The sequence below is a fragment of the Pediococcus damnosus genome (genome assembly GCF_001437255.1).
Taxonomy (GTDB): domain Bacteria; phylum Bacillota; class Bacilli; order Lactobacillales; family Lactobacillaceae; genus Pediococcus; species Pediococcus damnosus.
In genome coordinates, this window is sequence record NZ_JQBD01000153.1 from 1 (window position 1) to 1,739 (window position 1,739).

Sequence of the window (1,739 nt, forward strand, 5' to 3'; positions counted from 1 at the left end):
TAAGGCACCTAGGAAAACTTGACACATACTTGACTATCAAAAAAGTTGACGTTTTCTAAAATATAGTGTATCTTAACTTTAACAAATCCTTTAAAGATGTCCTGTGAGACCTCAAAGGTATTCTAGAATAAAGATAAACTCCATCTACTTATTCTGAACCCCTTTGAGTGTACGCATAGCTCAAAGGGGTTTTAATATTTAGGAGGGTTTTACATGGCAAAAGAAAAAGAATTCCATAATGATGATGTTGTGTTAGACATTCATGATCGACCAACTTTAGGTCACTGGATAGGTCTTTCTATTCAACATTTGTTTGCAATGTTTGGATCAACCGTGTTAGTTCCAATTCTAGTAGGTTTAAACCCTGGGATTGCATTATTTAGTTCTGGGGTTGGAACCCTGATTTACATATTAATTACCAAAGGGAAAATTCCTGCATACATGGGATCAAGTTTTTCTTTTATCGTGCCAATGGTTGCTCTTATGAAAACAACCGGATATCCCGGAATCGCTCAAGGAACGGTTGCGGTAGGTTTAGTTTACTTAACGGTTGCTTTAATTGTAACGTTTGTGGGATCTGATTGGATAAACAAAATTTTGCCGCCCATTGTGGTTGGACCAATTGTTATGGTCATCGGTCTATCGTTAGCAGGAACGGCCGCAACAGATGCTACAATGCGGACTTTAGCTTCAGGTAAAACAACGTATGACTGGAGATACTTCGCAGTCGCTTTGATAACCTTATTAGTTACAATCGGATTCAACATGTACTTAAAAGGATTTGTGAGTTTAATTCCAATTCTGTTAGGAATCGTTGTCGGATATCTGGTGGCAACATTAATGGGAATAGTTGATTTTAGTGGCGTCCTGGCTGCACCTTGGTTCTCACTGCCTAAATTTCAGATTCCCTTTGTCACATATCATTTCCATTTTTACTGGGGTGCGATTCTAAGTTTAGCGCCGATTGCATTTGTGACCATGACAGAACACACGGGTCACATCATGGTGTTAAACAAGTTGACCAAACGAAATTTCTTTGTTGATCCTGGTTTAAACCATACTTTGGCCGGTGACGGAACTGCTTCAATTATTGCTGGACTTGTTGGTGGGCCTCCAGTAACGAGTTACGGTGAAAATATTGGTGTTCTGGCCATTACTAAAGTACACAGTGTATATGTCTTAGCTGGAGCCGGGATGTTTGCGATTATCTTTAGTTTTATCGGTAAATTAAGCGCGTTAATTCAAAGCATTCCTTCACCAGTGATCGGTGGAATCAGTTTCTTATTATTCGGGACAATTGCTTCTAACGGATTACGGGTACTAATTGATGAAAAAATCGATTTTAATATCAAACGAAATTTGATGATTGCATCTTCAATTTTGGTTATTGGAATTGGAAATGCCTACTTACAAATTGGCCAGTATCAATTCTCTGGTTTGGCGGTCGCAACTGTGCTAGGTATTGCCCTAAACTTGGTTCTTCCGCAAAAGGCAGCTAGTGAGCGTGAATTTGAAGAAAACAGGTCAAAAAAGAAAAATCGGATTTAAAAATACTAACTAACCAAATAGAATTATTCATATAAACAAAAGAAGGATTTGAATGAAGAAATTTATTCAAATTCTTTTTGCTTTATATGATTTTAAAGCTGTAAAATGGAGAGATAAATAACCTAATTAAGTGGGATTGGATGATCCAATATGGATACTAGTGTCAAGGGCAGTTTAAAAATGTAGGTTTT

At 37.4% G+C, this 1,739-nt stretch carries 1 protein-coding gene; it reads left to right on the forward strand.

Features of this window, described 5'->3' with window-relative positions:
- Nucleotides 1-213: 213 nt before the first annotated feature.
- The gene (locus IV84_RS10345; protein ID WP_056986620.1) at nucleotides 214-1,548 is read left to right on the forward strand and encodes a uracil-xanthine permease family protein; all 1,335 of its coding nucleotides are present in this window, start codon (nucleotides 214-216) and stop codon (nucleotides 1,546-1,548) included.
- Nucleotides 1,549-1,739: the final 191 nt, after the last annotated feature.

What these genes read in the sequence shown, in the direction of transcription:
- IV84_RS10345 (WP_056986620.1), top strand. Translation starts at nt 214, where the DNA reads ATGGCAAAAGAAAAAGAATTCCATAATGATGATGTTGTGTTAGACATT.